At 49.1% G+C, this 22,415-nt stretch carries 26 protein-coding genes and 4 pseudogenes; 23 read left to right on the top strand and 7 right to left on the bottom strand.

The window, feature by feature from the left end; all coding sequences use genetic code 11:
• Positions 1-28: 28 nt before the first annotated feature.
• The 4 pseudogenes from BLT01_RS15590 to BLT01_RS15540 all read left to right on the top strand — a co-directional run.
• Positions 29-615, top strand: a pseudogene (locus tag BLT01_RS15590) (hypothetical protein).
• 30 nt (positions 616-645) lie between these two features.
• Positions 646-1,163: pseudogene (locus BLT01_RS13745) on the top strand (SecY-interacting protein Syd).
• Between the two features lie 396 nt (positions 1,164-1,559).
• A pseudogene (locus BLT01_RS15585) lies at positions 1,560-1,760 on the top strand (DUF6985 domain-containing protein); the annotation flags it as partial.
• Positions 1,761-1,870: 110 nt separating this feature from the next.
• A pseudogene (locus BLT01_RS15540) lies at positions 1,871-2,005 on the top strand (SMI1/KNR4 family protein); the annotation flags it as partial.
• 79 nt (positions 2,006-2,084) lie between these two features.
• Here the strand turns inward: BLT01_RS15540 and BLT01_RS13735 are convergent.
• Entirely contained in the window at positions 2,085-2,414 is a 330-nt protein-coding gene (locus BLT01_RS13735) for a hypothetical protein (RefSeq protein WP_092098717.1), read from the bottom strand.
• A 507-nt stretch (positions 2,415-2,921) separates the two neighbouring features.
• Here BLT01_RS13735 and BLT01_RS13730 point away from each other — a divergent pair.
• From BLT01_RS13730 to BLT01_RS13720, 3 genes are read left to right on the top strand one after another with little or no spacing between them, the layout of a single operon-like run.
• Positions 2,922-3,467: an NADPH-dependent FMN reductase gene (locus BLT01_RS13730; RefSeq protein ID WP_092098715.1), complete on the top strand. Its 546-nt coding sequence runs from the start codon at positions 2,922-2,924 to the stop codon at positions 3,465-3,467.
• Between the two features lie 48 nt (positions 3,468-3,515).
• Positions 3,516-4,325, top strand: a complete 810-nt coding sequence (locus BLT01_RS13725; protein WP_092098713.1) for an arylamine N-acetyltransferase family protein — start codon at positions 3,516-3,518, stop codon at positions 4,323-4,325.
• Positions 4,322-5,218, top strand: coding sequence for a PhzF family phenazine biosynthesis protein (locus BLT01_RS13720; protein ID WP_092098711.1), 897 nt, complete (start codon positions 4,322-4,324; stop codon positions 5,216-5,218). Before BLT01_RS13725 ends, BLT01_RS13720 begins: the two co-directional genes overlap by 4 nt.
• Before the next feature lie 6 nt (positions 5,219-5,224).
• Here the strand turns inward: BLT01_RS13720 and BLT01_RS15420 are convergent, their stop codons facing one another.
• The gene (locus BLT01_RS15420) at positions 5,225-5,401 is read right to left on the bottom strand and encodes a hypothetical protein (RefSeq protein WP_376739645.1); all 177 of its coding nucleotides are present in this window, start codon (positions 5,399-5,401) and stop codon (positions 5,225-5,227) included.
• A gap of 214 nt (positions 5,402-5,615) precedes the next feature.
• Here BLT01_RS15420 and BLT01_RS13715 point away from each other — a divergent pair, with 214 nt between their 5' ends.
• The 5 genes from BLT01_RS13715 (at position 5,616) to BLT01_RS13695 (ending at position 9,930) form a co-directional block, all read left to right on the top strand.
• Positions 5,616-6,005: an alpha/beta fold hydrolase gene (locus BLT01_RS13715; protein ID WP_125904158.1), complete on the top strand. Its 390-nt coding sequence runs from the start codon at positions 5,616-5,618 to the stop codon at positions 6,003-6,005.
• Between the two features lie 50 nt (positions 6,006-6,055).
• Positions 6,056-7,015 (top strand): ABC transporter ATP-binding protein, encoded by a 960-nt coding sequence (locus BLT01_RS13710; RefSeq protein ID WP_092098723.1) that lies wholly within the window; start codon positions 6,056-6,058, stop codon positions 7,013-7,015.
• On the top strand, positions 7,008-8,525 hold the full coding sequence (locus tag BLT01_RS13705; protein WP_092098707.1) for an ABC transporter permease/substrate-binding protein: 1,518 nt from the start codon (positions 7,008-7,010) through the stop codon (positions 8,523-8,525). Before BLT01_RS13710 ends, BLT01_RS13705 begins: the two co-directional genes overlap by 8 nt.
• A gap of 249 nt (positions 8,526-8,774) precedes the next feature.
• On the top strand, positions 8,775-9,689 hold the full coding sequence (locus tag BLT01_RS13700) for a cation diffusion facilitator family transporter (protein WP_092098705.1): 915 nt from the start codon (positions 8,775-8,777) through the stop codon (positions 9,687-9,689).
• Positions 9,673-9,930, top strand: coding sequence for a hypothetical protein (locus BLT01_RS13695; RefSeq protein WP_092098703.1), 258 nt, complete (start codon positions 9,673-9,675; stop codon positions 9,928-9,930). Before BLT01_RS13700 ends, BLT01_RS13695 begins: the two co-directional genes overlap by 17 nt.
• A gap of 32 nt (positions 9,931-9,962) precedes the next feature.
• On the opposite strand, the gene BLT01_RS13690 is transcribed toward BLT01_RS13695, so the two are convergent.
• Together BLT01_RS13690 and BLT01_RS13685 are read right to left on the bottom strand one after the other, a co-directional pair.
• Entirely contained in the window at positions 9,963-10,289 is a 327-nt protein-coding gene (locus BLT01_RS13690; RefSeq protein ID WP_092098701.1) for an ArsR/SmtB family transcription factor, read from the bottom strand.
• Between the two features lie 83 nt (positions 10,290-10,372).
• Positions 10,373-10,624 (bottom strand): DUF2188 domain-containing protein, encoded by a 252-nt coding sequence (locus tag BLT01_RS13685; RefSeq protein ID WP_092098699.1) that lies wholly within the window; start codon positions 10,622-10,624, stop codon positions 10,373-10,375.
• Between the two features lie 205 nt (positions 10,625-10,829).
• Here BLT01_RS13685 and BLT01_RS13680 point away from each other — a divergent pair, with 205 nt between their 5' ends.
• From BLT01_RS13680 to BLT01_RS13665, 4 genes are all read left to right on the top strand, one after another.
• Positions 10,830-11,915 (top strand): SDR family oxidoreductase, encoded by a 1,086-nt coding sequence (locus BLT01_RS13680; RefSeq protein WP_312024156.1) that lies wholly within the window; start codon positions 10,830-10,832, stop codon positions 11,913-11,915.
• A gap of 112 nt (positions 11,916-12,027) precedes the next feature.
• A complete protein-coding gene (gene metA / locus BLT01_RS13675; protein WP_092098695.1) occupies positions 12,028-12,936 on the top strand; it encodes a homoserine O-acetyltransferase MetA in 909 nt (302 codons plus the stop codon).
• 15 nt (positions 12,937-12,951) lie between these two features.
• On the top strand, positions 12,952-13,380 hold the full coding sequence (locus tag BLT01_RS13670; RefSeq protein WP_092098693.1) for a DUF1801 domain-containing protein: 429 nt from the start codon (positions 12,952-12,954) through the stop codon (positions 13,378-13,380).
• 82 nt (positions 13,381-13,462) lie between these two features.
• Positions 13,463-14,212, top strand: coding sequence for a hypothetical protein (locus tag BLT01_RS13665; RefSeq protein WP_092098691.1), 750 nt, complete (start codon positions 13,463-13,465; stop codon positions 14,210-14,212).
• 132 nt (positions 14,213-14,344) lie between these two features.
• On the opposite strand, the gene BLT01_RS13660 is transcribed toward BLT01_RS13665, so the two are convergent.
• Positions 14,345-15,088 carry a glycosyltransferase family 2 protein gene (locus BLT01_RS13660; RefSeq protein WP_092098689.1) on the bottom strand — a complete coding sequence of 248 codons (744 nt, stop codon included), beginning with the start codon at positions 15,086-15,088 and terminating at the stop codon, positions 14,345-14,347.
• Between the two features lie 149 nt (positions 15,089-15,237).
• Here BLT01_RS13660 and BLT01_RS13655 point away from each other — a divergent pair, with 149 nt between their 5' ends.
• From BLT01_RS13655 to pabB, 4 genes are all read left to right on the top strand, one after another.
• The gene (locus BLT01_RS13655; RefSeq protein WP_092098687.1) at positions 15,238-15,738 is read left to right on the top strand and encodes a DUF1648 domain-containing protein; all 501 of its coding nucleotides are present in this window, start codon (positions 15,238-15,240) and stop codon (positions 15,736-15,738) included.
• A 119-nt stretch (positions 15,739-15,857) separates the two neighbouring features.
• Positions 15,858-16,997 (top strand): M50 family metallopeptidase, encoded by a 1,140-nt coding sequence (locus tag BLT01_RS13650; protein ID WP_092098685.1) that lies wholly within the window; start codon positions 15,858-15,860, stop codon positions 16,995-16,997.
• Between the two features lie 130 nt (positions 16,998-17,127).
• A complete protein-coding gene (locus BLT01_RS13645; RefSeq protein ID WP_092098683.1) occupies positions 17,128-17,724 on the top strand; it encodes an anthranilate synthase component II in 597 nt (198 codons plus the stop codon).
• Complete coding sequence (pabB, locus tag BLT01_RS13640) at positions 17,714-19,474, top strand: aminodeoxychorismate synthase component I (RefSeq protein WP_092098681.1); 1,761 nt, start codon at positions 17,714-17,716, stop codon at positions 19,472-19,474. Before BLT01_RS13645 ends, pabB begins: the two co-directional genes overlap by 11 nt.
• A 182-nt stretch (positions 19,475-19,656) precedes the next feature.
• Here pabB and BLT01_RS13635 read toward each other — a convergent pair whose 3' ends face one another.
• Together BLT01_RS13635 and BLT01_RS13630 are read right to left on the bottom strand one after the other, a co-directional pair.
• Positions 19,657-20,451 carry a cytochrome c oxidase assembly protein gene (locus tag BLT01_RS13635; RefSeq protein WP_092098679.1) on the bottom strand — a complete coding sequence of 265 codons (795 nt, stop codon included), beginning with the start codon at positions 20,449-20,451 and terminating at the stop codon, positions 19,657-19,659.
• Positions 20,441-20,926: a DUF2243 domain-containing protein gene (locus tag BLT01_RS13630; RefSeq protein ID WP_245696938.1), complete on the bottom strand. Its 486-nt coding sequence runs from the start codon at positions 20,924-20,926 to the stop codon at positions 20,441-20,443. Before BLT01_RS13630 ends, BLT01_RS13635 begins: the two co-directional genes overlap by 11 nt.
• A 161-nt stretch (positions 20,927-21,087) precedes the next feature.
• Between BLT01_RS13630 and BLT01_RS13625 the strand changes: the two genes are divergently transcribed.
• The 3 genes from BLT01_RS13625 to BLT01_RS13615 all read left to right on the top strand — a co-directional run bounded on the left by BLT01_RS13625 (position 21,088) and on the right by BLT01_RS13615 (position 22,372).
• On the top strand, positions 21,088-21,657 hold the full coding sequence (locus BLT01_RS13625; RefSeq protein ID WP_092098675.1) for a TetR family transcriptional regulator: 570 nt from the start codon (positions 21,088-21,090) through the stop codon (positions 21,655-21,657).
• Between the two features lie 62 nt (positions 21,658-21,719).
• Positions 21,720-22,058, top strand: a complete 339-nt coding sequence (locus BLT01_RS13620) for a DMT family transporter (RefSeq protein WP_092098672.1) — start codon at positions 21,720-21,722, stop codon at positions 22,056-22,058.
• Complete coding sequence (locus BLT01_RS13615) at positions 22,058-22,372, top strand: DMT family transporter (RefSeq protein ID WP_092098670.1); 315 nt, start codon at positions 22,058-22,060, stop codon at positions 22,370-22,372. Before BLT01_RS13620 ends, BLT01_RS13615 begins: the two co-directional genes overlap by 1 nt.
• Positions 22,373-22,415 lie beyond the last annotated feature (43 nt).

Below are 22,415 nucleotides of genomic sequence, written 5' to 3'. Positions count from 1 at the left end.
GCCATATACGCCACGTTCTCAGTTGGCTATGGCAGGAGGAATCCCTTACAATGTGGTCAATGGTGTACAGTTGAAGGATCAACTGATTACAATGGTGAAAGCTGAAAGTGCAGTTAATGGAGTAACAGAGAAAGCTGTTACTAAGGGTACAGATAATGCTAATCATCCAATACGAACTTATAGAAATGCAGATTTAAATAAAATGGGGGAGAAATATACTGCTGACCCTAGAATTACAGTGGAAATGCCTTATGAGGGTAAGGGGAAATCGGGTACCAATGCAGAAGGTTGGTTACGCAATAAAGACTTTTATTGGAAAGAATAATGAATAAACATCCGGAAAGTTTAAGCAAAGCAAATACACAAAAAATAAAATTGGGTTTCTCCCCTATAAATGATAAAACATTTAGAGAACATTTCCCTCAATATGATATAAAGGAATTGTATAATGATACATTAATTCATCATCATGTAGGTGGGGGTGGTCAAGCAGTTGCAGTACCTTCAAAGTTGCATCCAGGAACAGGTGGTATCCATAATGCAGAAAAGACTGCTGGTGTATGGGGAAATGACAGTAAGTATGCTAAATTACTTGAAAAATTTTTAAATAAATAAAGGGTGATAACTTTGTCCACAAAAGAAGTAATGAAGAAATATTTTCTGATGAGGAATGAGGTAGCTGCCGAAGGGTTAGATTTTTTATTTAAAACACCAATTAATAATGATGATAATCTAATAATTTATGAAGGTGAAGTTGATGAGGACGAATTTATCTTTTGGAAGCCAGTAGAAATGACTGTTTCGCAAGATCTTAAATCATTAGAAGATGAATTTGGAATAAATATGCATAAATCAATAGTAGATTATTTTAACTCATACTGGTTTGCGGACTTGGATGGATTTTTCAAGGAGCACTATATTAAATTAGAACCTGTTCTGCCGAATGCTGAAGTAAGTTCCTTCAGAGAGTCTTTGAAGGGGGATAAAAAAATCATGGGGATAGATTAGAGAATATACCTATTGGAATTGAAGGAAATGGGTTGCTAGTGGTTATTGAGAATAAAAGTGGAATAGTTCAATTAGAAGACTTTGAAAGAGGTTCATTCGTGCATATTGCTAAAAATATTCAAGAATTAATTGGGAAATTAATATTAAAAAGGTAACTTTTTATTTTATTCATAGAATATTTCTATTTTTTAACTAAGTTATTCTCAATTTATTAGTTAGTTACTATATAAACGCTGAAGTCAATGTTCAGCGTTTTTGTCATTATTATTAATTGCTATTTCAAAGAGCTAACAGGACTGACACGAAAACTCATCTTAATCAAACCGTGAAACAACTAAACGTTTTTGATACTACACAAACATTGGTTTTAACAACGATTGAAAACGACCTTTTACTGTTGAGAACGTAGATCACAAGATTAATAGTCTTTAAACATTTGGGTCGAATTGGCGAATATAACATAAAAGTTAAGTTGGGAGAGTAAATAAAATGATAATGATTGATGATGAGTTGTTTGGAGAACTGGAATATAAAAAAAATTCTGGCGAGGCGAAATGGCTATTGGAATGTTTAACGTCGAGAAAAAAATACTATTGAGTGTTGATGCGCATGAAGAGGCCGATTTTTCAAACACACAAAGAGATGCATTCCACAACTTTATTCAAGATGTGAACCATATTATGAGTCATGTGGAAAATGAAGTATATGAGTACTATAAAGAGAATGTCCATGAATATAGACTAAATTGTTAAAGTATGGAGCAGGGCATTTGAGTGTTAAAAAGACAGCAGGTGCTTTTGCTTTTTTATTATAAAGTTTAACTTTGGATGACATTGATAATGCTTAATGAAAATTCGTAACTATAGTGCTTGATACTGTAACAGATAAAGTTTATATAGTTAATTTTGAGGGTGGGGATGAACTGCTTTTAAAAGGAGAGTTAAAAGAAAGTTGGTCATCGTTTTTTGATTTCTTGAAGGCATATTTTAATTGTTAATTATGGTCCAATAAAAGTGATCTAAAGAACAATTCAATATATAAAGTTGTTACTGAACGTTTTAATACCTACTCTGTTCTTAATCATCGCCTAAAATTCTATCATCTAGCCTTTCTCTGTCTTCAGCAATTTGTTCATACGAACTAATAAGATTACTAATATAATCAATCTGAACCTCTCTATCATCTTGAAACAGTTGTATCGTAGCCCCCTTACTCATTAAATCCTCCATTGTTTCCTTAAAAACTTTTAATTCATCTGTATCAAAATAATCACATTGTAGCACTACTTTATTATCTTCAATATTTGTTTTGGTATCTTGAATACTTGCCCCGTTATTCTGCCTGATAATAGATACATACTTTAATTTATTGGAATCATCATCAACTTTCAATTTCATCTTCTCCATAAAATTTCATCTCCCTAAAAATCTTTAATTGATTTTATAGGCTCACCCGGAATACTATTTCTCCAATTCCCACCATGCCCTGGTTTTATTTTATCGCTGACGACATTGAAAACAATACTAAAATTTTGTTCTTCAATATCAAAGAGAAAACAACACAACAAATTTGGTATAATGAAAATGAACAACCGATTATTTTATATCTAACTCACTTGAGTGAGAAATAATTGGTTATCAAAAAAGCATTGAATAAATAGTCTAAAAGCAGTCGCCAGATAAAATAAAGGCGGTTGCTTTTTGTGATTCCAAATGGATTAAGATCCATCGCGCAAAAGCGTATTCAGCGTAACGGCCTCTCTATTTCCATAACCCCCGGCGGAAGCCGTCGTGTGAATCTAGTACCACGAACATATTCTCCTGGCTAGATCCGGCTTCCAAACGTTCTCGAAGGGACTAAATCGAGCGGAATACAGATACCATAAGCCAACTAAGAAAAAGAGGTAGACATCCATGAAGCTAGTCGGTGTTTCCGGAACCCTTGCCGGTGAAAAAACGGCAGTAGCGGTAAGCAGCGTCTTGGCTGCCGTGCGCCATCTGGACCCGGGCATTCAGACAGAATTAATAGATCTGAGAGATTTTGAAATTGAATTTGCGGCCGGTCTTCCCTTGGCCGCTTACAATGAGGACACATGGAACGTCGTTCAAAAGATCCTGTCTGCAGATTTTCTCGTTTTTGGGACGCCCATTTATCAGGCGTCTCTTACAGGAGCGCTTAAAAACCTGTTCGACCATTTACCGGAACATGCATTCAGGAACAAGGTGACAGGCATGGTTGCAACCGGACTGACGGATAAGCATTTTCTGGTGCTGAACTATCATCTCGGGTCGATTCTTTCTTATTTTAAGGGCCTCATACCCACCAATAACGTCTTCATCCTGAACGACTCCTTTGATATTGAAACAGATGAACTGACGGATATGCAGATGAAGGAGAGAGTCGGGAAGCTGGCAAAGGAAATGATTGATTTGCAACGAGGTATCATGAAGCGGGAATAGCCCCTGTGCATTGGGCAAACTCATGAAAGAAATTGAAGGGGGAATGAAATGAAGATCGAACCGTATCTCCGGCGCATCGGTTGGAATGGACCCGTTAAAGCTAATTTGGAAAGTCTCAGACATCTGCAAGAGCAACACCTGCTTCATATCCCGTTTGAAAATCTGGATGTGATCCGAGCGGTTTGGATTCCGCTTGACGTGGAGACTTACTACAATAAAATTGTTCGGAATGACCGTGGCGGGTTTTGTTATGAGTTAAATGGATTGTTTAACTGGCTTCTGCAGAATTTGGGCTTTACCAGCAGGCTGGCATCAGCCACAGTCAGACGGCCGGATGGTGGATGGACGATGATGGGAAGCCATGCCTGCCTGATTGTTGATTTGGAGCAACCTTATTTGGTTGATGTCGGTTTCGGTGATTCAGTCAGGGTGCCACTTCCGTTATCCGGAGAAGAACGAAAAGATGTAAGCGGAGTTTACAGACTAAAAAAAGTGGGAGATAAGGACTTTGATCTCCAAAAAAGCCAAGGAAATGCCGGTTGGAAGACGCTTTACCGCCTCCATACGAGCCGAAGGACATTAAGTGATTTCAAAGAGGCCTGCCGGTTTAACCAGACTTCCTCCGAATCGCATTTTACAGCACGTCCGCTCGTCTCGCTGGCTGCGCCGGAAGGCCGGCTGACACTGTCGGGTAACAAACTAACCATTACCGGGCTCAATGAAAAGCGGAAAATAACGATTGATGATCAGAAGATGGCGGCTGTTCTCAAACAGTATTTTGGTATCCGATTGGTCCCAAGTACCAAGGTTTGTGAAGAGAAAAAGGTGAACGATGTGAATCGGGGGAAGATGAATTGAAATTAGTTACGGTCTGTCAATATGATGCATTCAGCACCCAACCCAATAAAGGCAATCCGGCAGGAGTGGTATTGGACAGTCGCGGTCTTACGGACTCGGACATGCAGGAGATTGCCGCTAAAGCAGGTTACAACGAGACAGCATTTTTACTGGATTCGGATCAAGCAGACTTGAGTATCCGTTATTTCACTCCTGGCTATGAGACGAATCTGTGTGGCCATGCGACCATGGCGATGATTTTCGCATTGGCCAGCAGGGGCGAATTGGGCGGGAAAGACCAGCTGACAATTGAGACCAAGGCAGGGATTCTGCCTCTTCAACTCAGCAGAAACCACGATGGTGAATGGGCCATTACGATGAAACAGGCAGCTCCTAAGTTCATTGAATACGGGGGCTCTAAAAAAGAACTGATGTTTTTGATGGGCATAAAGGAGTCCGATCTGCATCCGGCTTTGCCGATCGTTTATGGTAGTACAGGAAGCTGGACACTGCTCGTTCCCGTAAAGCTTCTTTCCGCGTTTCAAAGGATGAAGCCTGATAACGAGCACTTCCCTGACATTCTTCAGGAAGTGCCGCGTGCATCAGTCCATCCGTTCTGCCTGGAAACCCACGATCCGGCCGCGGACATGCATGGCAGGCATTTCAGCTCTCCTTTTTCAGGTACTGTCGAAGATGCCGTTACAGGAACAGCCTCCGCAGTCATGGGCGCTTACTATGCCAAGTTCATTCATCCGGGATTCACCGATCAGCTCGATCTTGTTGTGGAGCAGGGGCAGGAAATCGGAAAAGATGGTCGTGTTGGAGTACATGTCTCGAAAAATCCAGAAACCTTAGATGTTCGAATTACAGGGAGAGCGGTGTTTGTGAAAGAACTTCAGATTTCGTTGCCTTAATGTGGGTCACTTCAGCTGGGGATTGGAAGGGGACTCCATCCAGACAAGACCGGTCGGTGCCGAATGGATGGTTTCCTCAACTTGAGTGAGATCGGTCACATCCGCAAACGCAACGTCAAAGTTGGTTCCGATATCCGTGTCTGCAGGAAGGGAACGGATTCCATGATACATATCATCAGGCATCACGATGCGTCAGGGTTTTTCGGCTGGAAGCGATTCGATCAGAAAAGAAATCGCCGCCATTCCGGAAGCGAATGTGACCGTATCAAGTCTGTTTTCGAGCGATGTGAGGCACTCTTCCAGAGCCCTGCGATTCGGGTGATCAATCGGGGATCTGGCGAGAAAAAATCAACGGATTTTTGAGAAAGTGGTCAAATCCGATAAGCCTATCATGAGGGTGAAAGGGATCAAACTCAATGCAAAATGGCTTAGGGAGACTTTGAACTACAATGTTGTGGAATACCTGGAACAGGCTGATTGCCCGGTTCTTGCGGAAACCGCCGAAAAAGATCTCCAAGTGCCGCCGGAACATGCGCGGGTAATCACAGAAAGCGTGCCGGGAGAATCCGAATGGCCTATCATCCCGGACATGAATCATTTTCTGAAAGAGTATGGAGGCGAGCACCCCATGCTCGGACTTATGAAAGAGTGCAAATCCATTGCAGACAAACCGATCCTCCCCAAATTTGACGGTGATCATCGCGGAATGGCTGGCAAGGCAAAAATCAGTTTCAATAAGATAAATTGGCGATCCGGGACCATTCCGGGCCGCCGTTTTTTTATGTAAGTGATAAAATGGGAACAACAATCGGAAGGGAGTGAGAAATGATCACATCCATTATTGAATTTCAGAATGTGTCAAAACAATACGGGGATGGTTTTAAAGCTGTTGATTCCCTTGACTTGGAGATTAAACGCGGAGAATTCATCGCCCTGATCGGGCCAAGCGGATGTGGAAAAACAACTACCCTCAAAATGGTCAATCGGCTGATCGAACCAACAACCGGAACAATCCTCATTAACGGGAAAAATGCCGAAAGCTATGAAATCAGCAGGCTGCGCTGGAATATAGGGTATGTGCTTCAGCAAATTGCTCTTTTTCCGCACATGAGCGTGGAGGAAAATATCGAAGTGGTTCCCGAAATGAAACGAATGGAAAAACGGAAGGTAAAACAGCGCACCCATGAACTGATGGAGCAGGTTGGCCTTGATCCGGCCGTTTTCGCGAAGCGCAAACCATCCGAACTTTCCGGTGGCCAGCAACAGCGTGTCGGCGTGGTCCGGGCATTGGCAGCCGATCCGGAGATCCTCCTGATGGACGAACCGTTTAGCGCACTTGATCCGTTAGCGAGGGAAAAACTTCAGGATGACCTTCTGCGGCTGAAAGGGACGTTCGGAAAGACCACGATGTTTGTCACCCACGATATGAATGAAGCGCTCAAGCTGGCAGATCGGATCTGTCTGATGCGGGAGGGGAAGGTGGTTCAAACCGGCACGCCTGATGAACTGAGACGGAATCCTGCCGGGGCATTTGTCCGGGAATTCATCGGCAGGGAGCAGGGCAGCATGCACGCTCTCCTGGACTTGAGGCAATGGGTGTCTGCCGCTCCGGCCGCAGTTCCTCAAACACAAGCCGTTGTTCCTGCAGAGGTTCAGGCAGACCGTCTCGTCAGTGCGATGGCCGATCATGAATGGGTGGCTGTGGAAGACGGTGGAACGCTGATCGGCCTCATTGACCGTGCCACAGCTTTTAGGCTGCTTGCGGCAAACGGGAGGGGGATCGGTCACCATGAATGAGTTTCTTTCGGTTTTTAACCAACGGAAAAGCGATTTATGGACTGCGCTTTTGGAGCATATCGGGATTTCATTTATCGCTCTGCTGATTGCAGTTCTGATTGCAGTGCCGGCGGGTATTTTCCTGACCAGGCGGCGGAAGCTGGCTGATGGAATCATCGGAATAGCCTCCGTTATCCAGACCATCCCGTCGCTTGCCTTGCTGGGTCTGTTGATTCCGCTTGTGGGCATCGGCCGGATCCCGGCCATCATCGCACTGACCGCCTATGCGCTTCTTCCCATCCTGCGCAATACATATACCGGTATCCGGGAAATTGACCCGTCACTTACCGAAGCGGCCAAGGCGCTGGGCATGAATACACGCCGGCGGCTATTGAAAGTGGAGCTGCCGCTCGCCATGCCGGTCATCATGGCGGGCATCCGTACCTCCACTGTCCTCATCATCGGAACGGCCACGCTTGCGGCACTGATTGGCGCAGGAGGGCTTGGCGATTTGATCCTCCTCGGAATCGATCGGAACAATCCTTCCCTGATCGTGCTGGGTGCCATTCCCGCGGCCATGCTTGCCATCATCTTTGATTTGATCCTGAAGAAATTTGAGAAATTGCCTTTCCGGACAAGCCTGGTCGCGATTGCAGGGATTTCTGTAATTGCCCTCATGATTTTGCTGGCCCCCCTATTTTCGGAGGATGAAAGCAAGCTGGTCATCGCCGGCAAGCTCGGTGCTGAACCGGAAATTCTGATCAATATGTACAAACTACTCATCGAGGAAGAGACCGACCTGAAGGTCGAACTGAAGCCCGGGCTCGGCAAGACGAGTTTCGTGTTTAACGCCCTTCGTTCGGGGGAAGTCGATATCTACCCGGAATTCACCGGGACGGCGATTTCCGAATTCCTGAAGGAAACGGCTGACAGCACGGACAGCCGGGAAGTCTACGAACAGGCAAGAGACGGCCTGGCGGAACAATACGGAATGACCTTGCTGGACCCGATGCAATACAACAACACCTATGCGCTTGCCGTGCCGGCAGCATTTGCAGAAAAGCACGGTTTGACGACCATCTCAGATTTAAAACAAATTGAGAATCAGGTCCGGGCGGGATTCACGCTGGAATTCTCGGACCGTGAAGACGGTTACTTGGGCATCCAATCCTTATACGGCATTGAGTTTCATGAAATCGTCACAATGGAGCCGAAACTGAGGTACACGGCGGTTGAATCAGGCGACATCAATCTGGTTGATGCTTATTCGACGGACAGTGAAATTGAACGCTACGATTTGAACGTGCTGGCGGATGACAGAAAACTGTTCCCGCCATATCAGGGAGCGCCGCTTATGTTGGAGGAAACTGCAGAAGGCTACCCGGAAGTTGTGCGGGCGCTGAATGTGCTGTCCGGCAAAATCACGGATGAAGAAATGCGTGAAATGAATTATCGGGTCAATGTTGACGGAGTGGATGCGGAAGAAGTTGCAAGAGGGTATCTAGAGTCGGAAAATCTGATCAAACAGTGAGACTTGGCCCTGTGCGCGTATCGATGCACAGGGCCTGGTTTGCATGTTGCCGATCCTTCTGATTTCATATAATCCCGGCAAGACAATAAGGGACCGGAGCAACTGTCGGGCGGTTGCTTCTTTTATTCGCTCGGTCATGCCGTTGCAAGAATAGGGTAAAAGAAAAGTGAACTGTTTGCACATTAGTGAACAGACTGACATAATGTGTATATGAGCATATAATCATATAATAGTTCAGGAGGAGACATTATGGGCCATCATCACGGTCATTCTCACAGTCACAGTCACACATCTTCCAATAAAAAAGCATTATTCTGGGCGTTTATCTTAATCACGGCTTTCATGGCTGTGGAATTTATCGGCGGCTTCCTGACCAACAGCCTTGCGCTCTTGTCGGATGCAGGCCATATGCTGAGCGATTCGGCAGCACTCGGCCTCAGCTTTGCCGCCATCCTTCTGGGCACCAGAAAGGCGACAGGGGAGAAGTCGTTTGGCTACCGCCGATTTGAAATCCTGGCCGCGGCGGTCAATGGGATCACGCTTATCGTCATTTCAGCGGTAATTATGTTTGAAGCGGTCCGACGTTTCATGGCCCCGCCGGAAGTACAAAGCACCGGTATGCTTGTTATTGCAGTGATCGGGCTGATCGTCAACATTGCGGCAGCTTTTATCCTCATGCGGGGAGAGAAGGATGACAATCTGAATGTGCGGAGCGCGTTCCTGCATGTGATCGGTGATATGCTCGGATCCGTCGGGGCGATTACCGCCGCGTTACTGATGATGCTGTTCGGCTGGTGGATCGCTGACCCGATTGCCAGTATCATCGTCTCGATACTTGTTCTTGTGAGTGGATGGCGGGTGACGAAGGATGCCGCCAACGTCCTGATGGAATCGTCCCCCGATGGGATCGATCCGGAAGAAGTCCGGATGTCACTTGAACAGCTGGATGAAGTGACCGATGTCCATGACCTTCACATCTGGTCAATCACACCGGATGAGCCGCTCCTCAGCTGCCATATGACCATACAGGAGCAGGGCAATCCGGATCGGGTGCTCCATCGTGCACATCAGATACTCCATGACAAATTTTCCATCGAACACAGCACCATCCAGCTGGAAACAGACGGGGGTGGCTGCCCAAGCCCGCATGGCACATGCAATTGACAAAAACTTGCTCGATCATCGGAATATGGCGACGCAGGCAGAATTGCAGAGCGCGGTTTCGTCATTCACGCGCCCGGTTTCAGCATTTGCTGACGGAACCGGTCAGTCGACACACCCATCCGGCAAGCGCCGAAGAGAGATGCTGATTTTCCGTGACGCCAACAAAACCCGTTCCGCAAATGGAACGGGCTTTGAAGCGATTGATTTCAATATCTTGCCCAATACCGGTTGGTACGTATGAGACGTAGAACACTCAGATCCGAAAACGCTTTTTTAATGATGCCGGGCATGGCCGATTGCCTGCCGGAGCAGGTCGACCACATGCTCATCATCAATGGAATAAAAAAGCGAAGTTCCTTCCCTGCGATACTTGACGAGACGGAGATTTTTCAGAAACCGCAGCTGATGGGAAACCGTACTCTGTAGCAGGGAAAGCCGGGCAGCGATTTCATTGACCGGATACTCGTGCTCAGAAAGAAGATTCAGGATCCGCAACCTTGTCGGGTCCGACAGTGCTTTGAACGTCTGGGAGACGATAAATAAGGTCTCCTCATCAAGCTCATCTTCCCGATAGGGCATGGAATTCGTCTCATCCTGCATGTCGCCGCGCCTCCTTGTAGTCCATTGTTCTATTATACCAAAACCCAAAAGGCGGCCCTGAATGACAGGGCCGCCTTCGTCTATCAATATTCAACCTGATCCTCGATTTTCCCGTCATCATCATGGAGGATGGCCATGCTGCCGTATTCCTCCGCCAATTCTTTGGCTTGGGCCACGGCCCGGGTTTTGTCATCTGCCTGCATGATGTGCTCGTCTTCGCCTTCTTTTTTCAATGTCCACTTGCCGTCATCCGGCACGACATGAAAGTTGGCTTTGTCGGTCCCGGCGCGATCTCCAAAATACTTTTCCGGCCCATTGTCATTTCTTCCTGGCATTTAGACCCCTCCCAATCCGTGATAGTTTCTGTTTTCCCTGTTTGCCTGCGGTGAAACGGCTGTCGAAATTGGTGGGAACGCAACTTGTTTTGACTTTCTTTCTGAACGGGAAGGAATCGGGATCGGCGGCGTAGAAAAGCCGGCATAGTCAATCGTTACAACGGGTCCATGAAAGAGAAGATACGGGGGAGGTATACAGGAATTGGTGAAGCGCATTTATTTTTTCACGGGATTTCCGGGATTCCTCGCGACACGGCTGATCAGCAGGCTGGCCGAGGAAGAGCCGGAATCCGAATTTGAGCTGCTTGTCCAGGAATCTGCCATTCCGGAGGCGGAGCGCATTGTCCAGAGGCTCAGGGGGAACAAACGAACCAAGCGATTCAGGATCCATGCCGGCGATATTACGAAAACCAGCCTAAAAATGGAGAAGGCCGTGTCCGAGCGTCTGCAAGAAACCGTAACCCATGTTTTCCACCTGGCGGCCATCTATGATCTTGCCGTCCATGATCGCATCGCCCAGTCCGTGAATGTCACGGGGACGAGAAATGTGAACCTCTGGGTTCTGGAATGCAAGTCGATCGAACGCTATGTTTATTTCAGCACCGCCTATGTATCCGGCGACCGGAAAGGCACCATTTATGAAAACGAGCTGGCACTTGGACAAGAATTCAAGAATCACTATGAAAAAACAAAGCATGATGCGGAAGTGCTTGTCCAGTATTTGAGAGACCGCATCCCGACCACCATCATCCGGCCGGGAATCGTGCTTGGAGACTCCAAAACCGGAGAAACCGCCAAGTTTGACGGACCGTATTTCATGATGCGCTACCTGGATAAGTTCTCACGGATGCCGATACCGTACGTGGGCAAAGGGCAAGCGCTGATCAACCTGGTACCGGTCGATTATATCGTCGAGGCCTCCGTTTTTCTGTCCCGAAACCCCGTCGGAGCGGACAAAGTGTATCATCTGACAGACCCGAACCCTTACCAGGCAAGAGAAGCGTTCAAGCTGATTGCCGAAGCGCTGACCGGGAAAGCGCCTTCATTCACGATGCCCCATTCGACGGTCAGGATCATGCTGTCATTTCCTCCGTTGCGGCGATGGGTCAAAGTGGAGAAGGAGACGCTGGATTATTTCAGGCTCGAGGCGGTGTATGATTGCTCGGAGGCGCAGCGGGATCTGGAACCTGCAGGCATCAAGTGCCCGGACTTTGCCGACTATATACCGGCAGCGGTGGAGTACTACCGTCTGCACCGGAATGATCCTGCCAAACTAATCGAAGTCGTCTGAAGTTCCGGAACTTTCTCCTACCATTCGCGGACGGAATCGTCTATCATTTGGGTATTGCGGTTTATCCATATGCCTTCATATAGACAACCTGCGAAGAAGGGGGAAATCGGACATGCCGATCAACATACCGAAAAGCCTTCCTGCCGCAAAAACGCTGAAGGAAGAGAAAATCTTTGTAATGGACTCAGAGCGGGCAGTTTCCCAGGACATCCGTCCTCTGAACATCCTGATCCTGAATCTCATGCCGGAAAAGGAGCGGACGGAGCTCCAGCTGCTCAGGCTGCTCGGCAATACGCCTCTTCAGGTGAATGTCACCTTCATGGCAATGGCAAGCCATGAGTCGAAAAACACAAGCAAATCGCACCTGGATGCGTTCTATGTGACATTCGAAGAAATCAGGCATCGCAAGTTCGATGGGATGATCATCACCGGAGCGCCGATTGAGCATCTTGACTTTGAGAAAGTGAATTACTGGGACGAGCTAAAAGAAATCTTTGACTGGTCGGACCAAAACGTGACATCCCTTCTGAATATCTGTTGGGGGGCGCAGGCGGCGCTTTATTACTTCTATGGCATTGGGAAGCGGCCGCTCCCGGAGAAGTGCTTTGGCGTATACCGGCATACAATTTCCGATCCGACTGTCCGGCTGGCGAGGGGATTCAATGACCTGTACGTCGCACCCCATTCACGCTACACCGAAGTGGATTCGGAAGAGGTCCGGAACCATCCGGAACTTTTGCTTTTGTCGGAATCGGACGAGGCAGGCGCTTTCATCATCCTATCGAAGGATGAAAGGCGAATCATGATTACCGGCCATCTCGAGTACGATGCGGACACGCTGGCGATCGAGTACCGGCGGGACCGGGACAAAGGCCTCGGCACGGCCATCCCCGAGCATTACTTCCCGGGCGACGATCCGGAGAATATCCCGCTCAACACATGGCGCTCCCATACGTTCCTGCTGTTCTCTAACTGGCTGAATTATTATGTGTACCAGGAAACGCCGTACGACTGGGAATAACCGGGAGGGATCCGTTTGTACGAGCAGAAAACAAAACCGACCGACAGCAGTGTCATCGAATTCATCGAGCAGATCGATCATCCGCGCAAGAAGGAGGATGCCTATCGGCTGCTGGACCTGTTCACGGAAACGACCGGCAGGGAAGCGGTGATGTGGGGACCTGCCATCATCGGTTTCGGCAAATATCACTACAAATATGCCACAGGCCACGGGGGTGATGCGCCGCTTGTCGGGTTCTCGCCGAGAAAAGCAAAAATCAGCCTTTATGTGACTGTCGGCAATGCGGAGCGGGAACCACTGCTTTGCCGGCTGGGGAAGCATACTTCCGGCAAGTCATGTGTGTATGTCAATAAACTAGAAGATATTGATCAGGACGTCCTGAAAGAAATCATCCTGAGTTCCATCGCAACCCTTGAAAAGGCTTATCCAGATGGAATTGAATGAGGAGGAAGGAACCTGCGCGGGTGGGCAGGTTCTTTTTTTGTGCCGCGGGTAAAGTAGGAGTGACAGCCGGGGAGGGAAGCAGATGTATAAACCATGGTGGCTGCTTGTGTTGATCCTTTTCCTGTCCGGGTGCGGCGGGGAAGCCGAAAAAACCAGTGACGGCGATCAGTCCGGTAAGCGGCTGTTGAGTGAACTGCTCGGCACCATCTCCGAAGTGGACTCCTATGAACTCGACGTGGAAATCAAGGTAGAAACCGCGGATGGCGAGCAGGAGGCGACGACGGGGAAAATCAAAGTCGCCGACTTCGATATGCCGGAAATGCATGCTGTTTATGAAGAGATGCCTGAAGTCGTATCCCTGGAAAACGCATCCAAACTGGAATACTACCAGGCAGGGGAACGCCTGGTGATCAATTTGGGAGACGGATGGACAAACGCAAGCACAGAAAATCTCTCAGCGGATGATCTGCCTTCGGTACGCTATGCGGACATCATCCAGCTGTTGCGCGAAGTTGAAGGTGAACTGGAGTCCATCGACGGAAATCGCGTGGTCTATAAAGGAGAAAGTCAAAGCGTTTTTGACTCATTCAAGAAAACTTTGTCCATCTCTTTCAGGTCCATTCAACCGGAAACAGCGAGCAGTCAGCTTGAAGTCTGTCTGGATGACAAATCGTCAATGATGAAAAGGTTCCACTATACCGTTACCGGAACAGAAAAAGATCAAACAGAAACCGTCACTTACCAGCTCAGGTACTACCGGTTCAACGAGGTGGAAGGAATCCGTATTCCTGAGGAAGTCCTTGATGAAATGAGCGGTACGACCACTCATTGAGGCGACGTAGCCCCTATTGGAGTTGGGGTCGTAAAGAAGGCCGAGGCACCACTTCGGTGTATCCAGAAATAGGCCGTGCCCACACTATGCAAACAAGCCTGTCCGAATAAGTCCGGACAGGCTTGTTTGCACTTATACCTCCTCAGCAATCTGCCGTTCAGAGGGGTTTACATACAGTGAACTTCCGCTAAAGTAGCCTGATATGATTTTCAGGAAGATCCGCGCCGAATCTACTAATGGGCGATAATGAGAACTGGCGTTGCGGTCAAGGTAGATGGTCCGGATCCCGACTTCCCGGATATCCACGTTTTCCCGCACCGCGTGGATCAGCGTATTCATCTCATAATCATATCGGTCACCCCTGATTGTCATGAGCCATTTCAGTTCCTTGCGCGGAATGCCGCGAAGCCCCGTCTGGGTGTCATGAAGCCGTCTGCCAAACAGGATCCGGAACAAATGTGATGTCAATCGGTTGCCGAACAGGCTCCTGGCCGGGATTTCAGGGTGGATAAAATCTCTCACTCCAAATACAAGACCACAGGCTGATTTTCCCGTTTCCTTCACAACGCTGACGACGTCCTCGACTGCGTGCTGCCCGTCGGCATCTGCAGTCACGATATGGCTGACTTCTCTGCAGTTCCCGAGCACATGCCGGAATGCCGTTTTAAGTGCGGCACCCTTGCCCATGTTCCGCTTGTGAACAAGTACGATACATCCATCGATATCCCGGATCGACTCAAAGATCGGTTTCGACCTGAGGACACTCCCGTCATCGACCACTATGATCCGGTAATCTCCCTGATGCCTGAGTTGGCGGATATATCCGGGCAGGCGGTGATCAGGATTAAAGGCAGGAATGATGATTGCAGGAATCATGATGGCGCCTCCTTTCGGTACCTTGTTACTGTCCTATACCCGTTTCAACAGTTGTATACATTAGAAAGGCGGAACTTCAGGCAGACTGTTGCAGAAAAAAGGAAACCGGGAGAAAGGTTGACCCGTATGTAATAGCAGGAGGAATCAGCATGAAGACATATGACCGTCCGAAACTGGACATTCCGAAGACCATGTTCGAACGTATAATGGACGGAGCTGCGATAGGGGCATTTTTTGGGATAGTCGTTTATCTGGTGTCTGCCTGGGGAGTTTTGCCAGAACAAGTTCCGGCCCATTACAACGCCGCGGGAGAAGTGGACCGCTGGGGATCGAAATGGGAGCTCGTGATGCTGCCCGTTATTGCCGCTCTGCTTTGGGTGGGAATGACCTTTCTTGAAAAGCATCCCGAATGGCATAATTACATGGCACTTAATGAGCGGAACATTGAGTTCCAGTATCGGAATTCCAGGTTGATGCTGAATGTACTCAAGAACCTGATTGTCCCTATGTTCGCTTATTTGAGTTACCGGTCGACAAAGGTGGCACTCGGTGAAGCCGACTCTCTTGGTGTAATGTTCCTGCCTATTTTTCTTGTCCTGATGATTGCTCCGCTGATTATTTTCATAACCAGGTCGCTGCGGAACCGGTGACGGAAGAATGGGCCGGCATGACCCGAACTGTTTTCCGGAATGAAATGGATGTCTGCTGATTCGCAATGATTTCAATTAATATACGCGGCTTATCAACTTGCGGAAGGGGAGGAACATTTATGGTGACCGAAACCCGGCGTGACGGGAAGGGGCAGAAAAAGAAAAACTTCGGGCACACATTGGCGGGTCTGGCTATTGGGGTTGTTTTGTGGCCTGTATTTCTTCCTTATCTCTTTATCCATGAACCGGTGATCGACTTTGCAAATATCTTGAAGATCATCGTTGCCACCGTCGTCAGTGGGGGACTCGCCCTGATCATCCATGAGATCGGGCATGCCATAGCAGGGATTTTATCAGGAATGACGTTCATGAATATGAGCATCGGCCCGATTGTCGTAGTCCGATCAGACGGAAAAAGCCGGGTTATCGTCCAGAAACCTGCACTCGGTTATCTGGGGCGCGCCATGCTGCGCTTTCCTGGCGCACTGACGGCAGAACAGATGGAAGCCCGGCTCAAGCGCTATGTGGCCGGCGGTCCTGTGGCCAACCTGATTGTGGCGGTGATCGCTATTGCGCTCGTTTACACAATTTTTCCTTCCGGCATTCTGCTGACGTTTGCCGTCGTCAATCTCCTTCTGGGGGCGGCAAATCTGATCCCGACCGACAGTAAAGGGATGATGACGGACGGAAAGCACCTGTCCATGCTATCGGGCAGAACGCCGGGCAAGGAACTAGTGCTGATCGGCTATCGGCTGATGCAGGAGGACGCGGAAGGGACAGATTGGCGCCAGGAAACGGTTGCTCAAGCCGAGGAACTGATCCGTTTGCATCCTGACCACCCGCTTACACCCGCCCTGTATGCTTCGCTGTCTCCTTATTACATAGCAGAAAACCCTTCAGCATCCGAAGCGCTGGGGCGCGGGATTGCATTCCGCGAGCGCCAGCAAACCACGGATCCCCTGCAGGATCTGGCAGACATCGCCATGGTCCATGCGCTTTACGCTGCAGGTAAGCTCGGCGAAGAGCCCGAAATCCTCCTGAAACTCGGGCGGATTGGCGATGCCGAGAAGGTCGCAGGGCTGTTCCGCGATGCCTATACGGCCGTACTGGACGGTCGGCCGGAGAAGTTGGGAGATTGCCTGGATCAGTTGGAACGTGTACTGGGCAGATGGCATTCGCTGTATCTGGAAGGAAGATTTGAAAAAAGTCGGATTCTCGAATTAAGGCAGACATTTTCCGATCACCCGCTTGCAGGATGAACAGTTCAGGCCGGATGGGTCCTCTAGCAGTTTCTGCTCGCTGACCTGATCCGGCCTTTTGCTGTGTACGGAAAGAGCCGGAGATATTATACTGATGGGGATACGGAATAATCGCAAATGGAGACAGATCATGATACTGGTAATTGATAACTTTGATTCTTTCACTTTTAACCTTGTCCAATACTTGCGCCAAATCGGTCAGGAAGTTCTGGTCCGGCGGAACGACAAGGTGACCGAAGAGGAAGTCGGGAAGATGCGGCCCGAGGCAATCCTGATTTCTCCGGGACCGGGCAATCCGGATACGGCCGGTATTTGCCTGGATATTGTTCGCCGGTTCCACATGGAAATTCCCATTCTCGGAGTCTGCCTCGGCCAGCAGGTGATTGCTCAAGCATTCGGGGGGCATGTCGGAAAAGGCAGCAGTCCGGTCCATGGGAAAACTTCCCTGATCACACATGATGGGCGCGGTATTTTCTCAGGCATCCCTTCTCCGCTGAGCGTGGCCAGGTACCACTCCTTGGTCGTGGATGAAAATAGGCTTCCTGACTGCCTTGAAGTGTCTGCCAGAACGGCGGACGGCGAAATTATGGCGATCCGCCACACTGAGTATCGGGTGGAGGGCGTCCAATTCCACCCGGAAGCCATCCTGACGGAAAATGGGCTTGAGATGCTGGGCAACTTCTTTTTACATAATCACAGCAGGCAGGTGATCCGTGATGCAAACTAAAGGACGGCAGCCGGTGCTTTCATTTGAGTTCGCCTCATCCGACGGGCAGATCACCCCGAGAACTTTCCGCAATCCCGTCGAGATTATCCGTGCAGAACACCTTGACGATGTGATTCCGGCGTTACGGAGCGTTCAGAAAGCGGTGGACAGTGGCTGGCATGCGGCAGGATTTCTTTCATACGAAGCAGCTCCGGCTTTTGATCCGGCCTTTCCGGTAAAAAATGGTCATAAAATGCCGCTCCTATGGTTCGGGATATTCGGGGAGCCGGAATACAGCCCGCTTCGCCCGCCCGGCCCGTTCAACGTTTCCGGTTGGGAGCCGGATACCGGCGAGCAGGCGTACAAGGAAGCGATCCGGACCATCAAGAAGGCGATCGGGCACGGAGACACTTATCAGACGAATTATACAATCCGGCTCCGGAGCCGGTTTCAGGGAGATGATGTCGGACTGTTCGAACGGATGAAACGGGCCCAGTCCTGTAATTACAGTGCGTACATCAATACCGGCGAGCATTCTGTGCTGTCCGCTTCTCCGGAGCTTTTCTTCAGGCTGGAAAACAACCGCATTACGACCAGGCCGATGAAGGGGACCGTGAAGCGGGGGCTGTCAGTTGAAGAAGACCAGGCCCACGCAGATTGGCTGGCCGGTTCCGAGAAAAACCGGGCGGAAAATGTAATGATTGTCGATCTGCTCAGGAATGATCTTGGAAGGATAGCCAGGACGGGAAGTGTTCACGTGCCGAAACTGTTTGAAATTGAGCGCTATCCGACGGTCTATCAGATGACCTCCACCGTGGAAGCGGAACTGGATGATGGGACAGACCTGATTGATATTTTCGGTGCACTCTTCCCATGCGGTTCCATCACCGGTGCACCTAAGGTCAGTACGATGGATCTGATCTCCCGGCTGGAGCACTCTCCCCGTGAAGTGTATTGCGGTGCGATCGGATTTGTCTCACCGGATCGGGAAGCGGTGTTCAATGTCCCGATCCGTACGGTCCTCATCGAACAGGAAAGCGGGAACGCCACATACGGAGTGGGTGGCGGCATCACATGGGACTCGACAAGCGAAGAGGAATACGCCGAAGTGATGGCCAAGTCGAGCTTTCTCGAATTGGAACGGCCGGAGTTCAGTTTGTTGGAAAGTCTTCTGCTTGAAGACGGCCGGTATTTCCTGGAAGAGGCTCATCTCCACCGCATGTCCCGTTCCGCACGGTATTTCGGTTTTCCGTTTGATCTTGAAGCGATTTCGGAAGAATTGGCGAAGGTGGCGGAAAAGCAACCGGAAGGCACCTACAAGGTGCGCTGCCTGCTCGGTCAGGACACCGGGATATCTATCGAAACTCAGAAAACAGTTTCCACACCCCGGTTGCCTGAGGTCGTTCTAGCCGATTATCCGGTCGACCGGGAAAATCCGTTTCTTTATCATAAGACGACCCACCGGACGATTTATGACGAGCATACCGAGCCAGGCTTCTACGATGTGCTATTGTGGAACAGGGAAGGGCAACTCACGGAGTTCACCTATGGAAACCTGGTTCTGGAAATCGGCGGAAAGCGCTGGACCCCTCCGGTTTCCAGCGGACTGCTTGCAGGCACATTTCGTAATGCCTTGCTTGATGAAGGCGTCATCATGGAAAAGGAGTTATTTGTATCCGATTTGGAATCCTCTTCTAAAATCTGGATGATCAACAGCGTGAGGAAATGGGTGGAAGTCCGCCTTACATTAAATCGCAGCAAATTGTCTTAGTTAAATAAGATTATAGAAGTGTCCTTGCGATCCGGGCATCGGGTACGCTTAAATCAGGTGGAAGAGCCGGGCATGGGAGTGTCATGCAGTTGTGGATGGAGATGTTCCTGCAGATACCCCTGCAGCTCAGATAGGATATAAGAAAAAGACAACGGCGTTTTGCCATTGTCTTTTTCGCATGGTTAGGCGATGGAATCAGTCGCAGGGCGTCTGCCCGGTGAAGTTGTGCGGTACCAGCTATGGAATAGCAGGATGATGATAATGAGATCCACCAAGTCACCGCCGTAATACATGATCATGGCCCCCTCACGGACTTCATCCGCCGAAAACCCGGGGAACGGTTTGGCGTATATATATTTGCTCAATATGCCATGGGCGGCAAGGGCAATGATAAAGACGATTGTCCTGAACAGGTGACTGTAGGGATGCGGGGCAGGGTCGATGTAGATCATCGAGATGGTGAACAGGTAGCCTGCAGCGAAAACATGGATGTGAATGAGCAAGTACAGCCATAGATGCTCATGCATCAGCTGGAACAGAGGGGTGGCGTAAAGCAGCCAGAGTCCTCCGATGTTCAGAACGGATGCCGTGACGGGATTCCGATAGAAGCCTGCAACCGGATGTCGGAGTACCCTCGTCACACGCTTTGCCGCACGCACCGGGAGGGCCCGGAGAACTAGAGTGACAGGGGCAGAGAGAGCAATCAGGAGCGGAGCCAGCATCCCGAGAAGAAGGTGTCCTGCCATATGGAGACGGAAATCATGGTGGGCAGCTTCTGCAAGCGGTCCGGCAAATACGAGCATTGCGGACACGATCCCGGACAAACAGAAGAAGAGCCGCCAAGCGGGCCAGTGCTTCAGCCGCTTGACCCTGTTTGTCCGGATCATCAGAACCAAGTAGCCCGCCGCTCCCGCAAGTGCTGACATAACAACGATCAGTTGCAGTAAAGGGGGGAGGTACGGTTGGTCATGAGACAAGGGGAGCGCCTCCATTCAACCGCATACTTTCTTTTCGCGCACTCCTGACCAATAGCAGGCCTGCTATTATCATGATAATGGCTGTGCCGTTCCAAATGAGGTCGTATGGCAGAATGTTCACGTCATAACGGATCTGATGGATTCTCATCAGCTTATGCTGGATGGTTCCATCATAAAGCTGGAAACCTCCACCCCCCAGCAGTTTGCCGCCCCAGAACATTTTGTGCCAAAAAGCACCGCGGCGCATCAGGTCTGCTACCAGATAAAGGCCGCCCACTGTGGCAAACCAGCTGAATGCGTGGAAAAGCCCATCTGAAATCAGGCCGATGGACGTCGTCGATTTGTCGTAGAACTTGTGCCAGTGAAGCAACTGGTGGAAGATGGTTTCATCGATGAATGCAACAAATCCGAGGCCGAACAAAATTCCTGCCCACAAATTCTTTTTCCGGTGGCTGTATCTTTGATCAGTTGACACGGATGCTTCCTCCTCTCTTGGGTGATAGGGAAGTATAAGACAAGTATTACCTTGCATGGAAGACGGTAAACCGGCGGCAAGCTTGACAGACAGAAAGACGCGAGGTAAAATGAATGATATTCAGTCATGACGATCGGGAGTGATTGTCATTTGGGGGTGGGTTGGTGGATAAGCGTGAACGAATCATACTTGCGGCTGTTGAAGTATTCCGTGAAAACGGCATCGAGAAAACCAAAATATCCGACATCGTAAAAAAAGCTCAAATTGCGCAGGGGACATTTTATCTGTACTTTCCGTCCAAGCTTTCCGTTATGCCGGCCATCGCTGAAAAGATGGCCGCGAGGATGGAGGAGGCAATACGGCAAAGTATAAAGGCAGAACAGCAATGGACCATACAGTTGCAGCAAATGATTAATGCCGTCTTTACCGTTACAGCTGAGTACCGGGATGTTTCCACACTCGTCTATTCCGGACTTTCTGCAACAGAGCACGTCCGGGAGTGGGAAGAGATCTACAAGCCGCTTTACAAAACGGTTGCTTCATTTATTGAAGAATGGGAACGAGCAGGGAAAACGAGAAAAACTGATCCAAACAGGACGGCAAAGCTGGTGATTGGTCTGGCGGAGTCGGCAGCAGAGCAAGTTTACCTGTTTAATTCGTTTGACGCAGAAGAAGAAAACAGACAAAAAGAGGCTGCACTTGAATTCATCATTCACGCTTTACAACCGTAAGGCGTCAATTTTTCAGATCACAATGAATGATAGTCATTCATTAGGATGGAGGCTTTAGCAGAATGAATAAATCATGGTTTTATGTATTTCTCACTTCTACTTTTGAACTTTTGTGGGTGTACGGTTTCAGCACTGCGGACAAATGGTGGCATTGGGCGATCATCGTCGGAATTATTGTCGTTGACTTTCATTTTCTCGCAAAAGCGTGTGAGCAGTTGCCGACCGGTACGGTCTATGCAGTTTTCGCAGCTGCAGGGGCTGTGGGCACCGTGTTGATGGATGTGTATTTGTTCGGAGGAACGATGAACGGAGCCAAGTTGTTCTTTATCCTGTTGCTTGTGGTAGGCGTGATTTTTCTTAAGATGGCTGATGGAAAAGAAGAAAAGGAAGTGAGTGCATAATGGGCTGGATGTTCGTGGCGGTTGCCGCTTTTTTTGAAGTGGTCGGGGCAGTCGGTTTGAATTTGTACAGCAAAAAGAAAAGTTGGATGAATCTGCTGATGTATGGCGGGGGATTCGGATTATCGTTCGCTCTCCTGTATCAATCATTTGCTTATCTCCAGTTAAGTGTAGCCTACGCGGTCTGGGTTGGCCTTGGTACGGCCGGAGCCGTACTGCTGAATATGCTTCTGTTTGGCGAATCCCGGAATTTGCAGAGGATTCTAAGCTTGCTTGTCATCGTGGCAGGCGTCGTTGGATTGAAAATGGTGTCATGAAAAAGCCTGCTCCTTATTATGGGAGCAGGCTTTATTCGTTCTT

This window comes from Bhargavaea beijingensis, from assembly GCF_900101985.1.
GTDB lineage: Bacteria > Bacillota > Bacilli > Bacillales_A > Planococcaceae > Bhargavaea > Bhargavaea beijingensis.
This window is presented reverse-complemented; position numbering and strand designations above follow the sequence as displayed.